The sequence below is a fragment of the Massilia genomosp. 1 genome, assembly GCF_011682185.1.
GTDB classification, from domain to species: domain Bacteria; phylum Pseudomonadota; class Gammaproteobacteria; order Burkholderiales; family Burkholderiaceae_D; genus Telluria_A; species Telluria_A rubra.
The window spans coordinates 1-4,104 of record NZ_WHJF01000204.1; the positions used below are offsets into that span (position 1 = coordinate 1).

Sequence of the window (4,104 nt, forward strand, 5' to 3'; positions counted from 1 at the left end):
TCGCCTACCTTCGCATGTCCAAGTTTAAAAACCTTCCGGCCAATCCACTACAACCAGCCGCCGCTCCGTTGCGATCTACCATCTACCGTGCCGGCTGTCCAGTTCCACTCAAAACGGCATAGAGCCCTTTTTACTTGCCCCATCATTACTTGCCCCATCATTACTTGCCCCATCATTACTTGCCCCATAAGGACACCCACCCGTGAAACGTTATCTCCTGAGCACCCTGACCCTGAGCCTGGCGGCCGCGTTTGCCAGCGCCGCCGAACCGGTAAAACCGGTCGGCCCGCTTTCCGGCATCGACATGCAATACATCGACAGCAGCGTGCGTCCGCAGGACGATTTCTTCAATTACCTGAACGGCGTGTGGCTGAAAAAGACCGACATCCCGGCCGACAAGTCGAGCTGGGGCACCTTCGCCCAGTTGCGCGACGACACCTTGCCGCAACTGCGCACCCTGATCGAAGCCGCGCAGGCCGAGAAGAACAAGAAGGCCGGCAGCGAAGCCCAGAAAATCGGCGACCTGTACACCAGCTACATGAACCAAGCCAAGCTGGAAAAGCTCGGCTACAAGCCGCTGGCCGGCGAATTGCAGCGCATCCGCGCGCTGCGTGAAAAGAAAGCCATCCCGGCCCTGATCGCGCACCTGTCGCAAATCGGCGTCGCCACGCCGTACGGCATTTACGTGGGCCAGGACAGCCGCGAATCGACGCGCTACGCCACCTACATCAGCCAGAGCGGCCTGGGCTTGCCGGACCGCGACTACTACCTGAAAATAGACGACGCCAAGCTCTCCGAAGTGCGCGCCAAGTACGAGCGCCACATCGAGAAAACGCTGGCCATGGCCGGCCATAAAGATGCGGCCACCGCAGCCAAGGGCATCCTGGCGCTGGAAACCGCGCTGGCCGAAGTGCAGTGGAGCAAGGTCGACCTGCGCGACCCGGTCAAGCGCTACAACAAGGTCGAGCTCGCCAAGCTGGGCGAGCTGACCCCCGCCTACGACTGGAAGAACGCGCTGGGCGCGGCCAATATCGCGGGCAAGGTCGACTACGTCATCGTCGGCCAGCCGAGCTACCTGTCCGGCTTTAACCAGGTGCTGGAAAAAACCGACCTGGCGACCTGGAAATCGTATTTCGAATGGCATCTGCTGGCAAGCTATGCCGAATACCTGTCGAAAGAGTTCGTCGACGCCGATTTCGCTTTCTTTGAAACCGTGCTCAAGGGCGTGCCGGAGAATGAGCCGCGCTGGAAGACGGGCGTCGCGACCGTCAACACGGTGCTGGGCGAAGCGGTCGGCAAGCAATACGTCGGCAAGCATTTCCCGGCCGAGCGCAAGGCGCGCATGGAAGAGCTGGTGCAGAACCTGCTGATGGCCTACAAGGAGAGCATCGACACGCTCGACTGGATGGGCCCGGAAACCAAGAAGGAAGCCCAGGCCAAGCTGGCCAAGTTCCGCCCGAAGATCGCTTATCCGAGCAAATGGCGCGATTACTCGGCGCTGACGGTCAAGCAGGACGATTTGGTCGGCAACATGATGCGCGCGCGCACCTTTGCCTACAACCGCAGCATCAACAAGCTGGGCAAACCGATCGACCGCGAAGAGTGGGGCATGACGCCGCAGACAGTGAACGCTTACTACAGCTCGACGATGAACGAAATCGTGTTCCCGGCGTCGATTTTGCAGCCGCCGTTTTTCGACATGCGCGCGGACGACGCGGTCAACTACGGCGCCATCGGCGCGGTGATCGGCCACGAGATCAGCCACGGCTTCGACGACAAGGGCAGCCAGTCCGATGGCGATGGCAACCTGCGCGAATGGTGGACCAAGGAAGACCGCGCCAAGTTCCAGGCCAAGGCCGACATGCTGGTCAAGCAGTACAGCGGCTACAGCCCGCTCAAGGGCTACAACGTCAATGGCGAGCTGACCCTGGGCGAGAACATCGGCGACAACTCGGGCGTGGCGATCGCCTACAAGGCCTACAAGCTGTCGCTGGGCGGCAAGCCGGCGCCGGTGATTGACGGCCTGAGCGGCGACCAGCGTTTCTTCATGGGCTTCGGGCAGGTATGGCGCATGAAGATGCGTGAAGCGCAGCAGATCGTGCAGGTCAAGACCGATCCGCATTCGCCGGGCCAGTTCCGCGCCAACGGCACCATGATGAACCAGCCGGCCTTCTATGAAGCGTTCGGCGTGAAGGAAGGCGACAAGATGTACCTGCCGCCGAAAGAGCGGGTCACGATCTGGTAATGTCGTGAGATGAGATGACGGGGGCCACGCGAGTGGCCCTTTTTGTACGCCAGGTTGTGGGGGGATATCTCCAGGCGAAAAAAAAAAAAAACCGCCCTGAACGAGCGGTTTCGGTAGAACGCCGAACGCTTACTTGGCTGCGGCAACCATGAAATCGACCGCAGCCTTGATTTCATCATCCGAGGCCGACGAACCGCCTTTGGCAGGCATGGCGCCGGCTTTGCCGATGTAGCCCTTGAGGGCGTGCTCATACAGCAATGGTGCGCCCTGGGCGATGCGTGCGGCCCAGGCGGCCTTGTCGCCGAACTTCGGCGCACCGGCGATACCTGCACCGTGGCAAACGACACATGAGGCGTTATAGATGGTCTTGCCTGTATCGGCGGCCAGCTTCGGCGCGTCGGCCGGTGCCGCTGGGGCCGCAGCCGCTGGGGCCGCAGCAGGTGCTGGTGCTGCTGCTTCGGCTGGCGCGGGCGCCGCTGCTTCGGCAGCCGCTGCTGCGGGAGCTGCCGCTGCCGGCGCTGCCGGTTCCTTGAACTTGGCGCCGCTCTGGTTCGCCATATGCACGACCGCGCGCGCTACTTCGACATCATCGAGGTCCGGATTGCCGCCGCGGGCAGGCATCGCGCGGATACCGTCGATCGCGTGCTTGACCAAGGTATCGTAGCCTTGGGCGATACGCGCGCCCCATGCGCCGGGATCGCCCATTTTCGGCGAACCAGCCGCGCCCGTTGCGTGGCAGGCTGCGCAGTTCGCCGTGTACACGGCGTCGCCAGCGAGGAAAATCTTCGGTGCGTTGGCATCCTTGAGCGTGAAGCCTTCGTCGGCCAGCGGACGCAGGCGTGCGGCGACCGCTTCGGCTTTCTGGCTTTCGGTGCCGGCGCCCGTGGTTTTGGTCGTCGTCACGAACGTCACGAGCAGAATGATGCCGATGACAGTGACCAGGAAGAAGCCGGCAACCGCAGCGACGAGCTGCTTGGGTGTCCGGATCGCGGATTCGTGTTCGTTGTGTGCGTCGCTCATGATGTCCTTAGTACAATATTCAAAAAGCTGCCGGCCGGTCGTGTTCGCATGATGAACTTGCAAATACTCGCCAAACCCGCGATTATAGACTCAAAGCACCTCTTATGGAACGCAAATTCCCGGTAACGCGACACTTTCCATGGACGCGGGGCCAGAAAAAACGGTATCCTTCGCCTCACGTTCGATTTTCCTCAGCGCGGCTGTAGCTCAGTGGATAGAGTATTGGCCTCCGAAGCCAAGGGTCGTGGGTTCGATCCCCGCCAGCCGCACCATAAATCAAGCACTTAGCAGCGATTTGTGGCAATTGGGGAGAAATTCCTCCTCCATTGGGGAGAAATATAAAGCACCGTTTCAATACTGCACTCCATCATTCTCGAGGAGTTGCAAGTGAAAAATGCCAAAATCGGCGCTGTTGAGCAGAACGTAACTGTTCAGCCTGAATGACCGGAGCAATTATCAGTTGTAAACTTGTGGCAATGACTGCAGCATGTCGTCATGCCACCGAAACCGCCCCGTCCCGACCTTACACAGCTGTCCAGTGCCGAGAAGGACTGGCTCATTGACGCGCTGTTTGCGCGCCTGGACGCGGTCGAAGCGACGTTGGGCATGACGAGCGAGAATTCGAGCAAGCCGCCCTCGTCGGATGGGTTGGCAAAAAAACCGAAGACCGGTTCGTTGCGCGGCTAGTCCGACAAAGCTGTTGGCGGTCAGCCCGTGTGAACGGGCTTTGAAAAGCGCGTAAATTTGGGCTTTGCACGCGGTTTTTGTTAAATTCCCCGCCGTGCCCGGGACGGGGTAGCTTGACTATTTCGCGATGTGTGCATCAAGCCCGCTGGGGA

Annotated in this window: 3 protein-coding genes and 1 tRNA gene; 3 read left to right on the top strand and 1 reads right to left on the bottom strand. The window is 60.5% G+C overall.

The features are described 5' to 3' along the window. Positions 1 to 202: 202 nt before the first annotated feature. Positions 203 to 2,245 carry a M13 family metallopeptidase gene (locus tag F1735_RS32695; RefSeq protein WP_167241072.1) on the top strand — a complete coding sequence of 681 codons (2,043 nt, stop codon included), beginning with the start codon at positions 203 to 205 and terminating at the stop codon, positions 2,243 to 2,245. Positions 2,246 to 2,374: 129 nt separating this feature from the next. Here the strand turns inward: F1735_RS32695 and F1735_RS32700 are convergent, their stop codons facing one another. Then, the gene (locus F1735_RS32700; protein WP_167241074.1) at positions 2,375 to 3,265 is read right to left on the bottom strand and encodes a c-type cytochrome; all 891 of its coding nucleotides are present in this window, start codon (positions 3,263 to 3,265) and stop codon (positions 2,375 to 2,377) included. A gap of 196 nt (positions 3,266 to 3,461) precedes the next feature. Between F1735_RS32700 and F1735_RS32705 the strand changes: the two genes are divergently transcribed. Next, a tRNA-Arg gene (locus F1735_RS32705) sits at positions 3,462 to 3,537 on the top strand. Positions 3,538 to 3,760: 223 nt separating this feature from the next. Beyond that, a complete protein-coding gene (locus F1735_RS37635) occupies positions 3,761 to 3,952 on the top strand; it encodes a DUF6444 domain-containing protein (RefSeq protein ID WP_167241070.1) in 192 nt (63 codons plus the stop codon). The last annotated feature ends 152 nt before the right edge of the window (positions 3,953 to 4,104 follow it).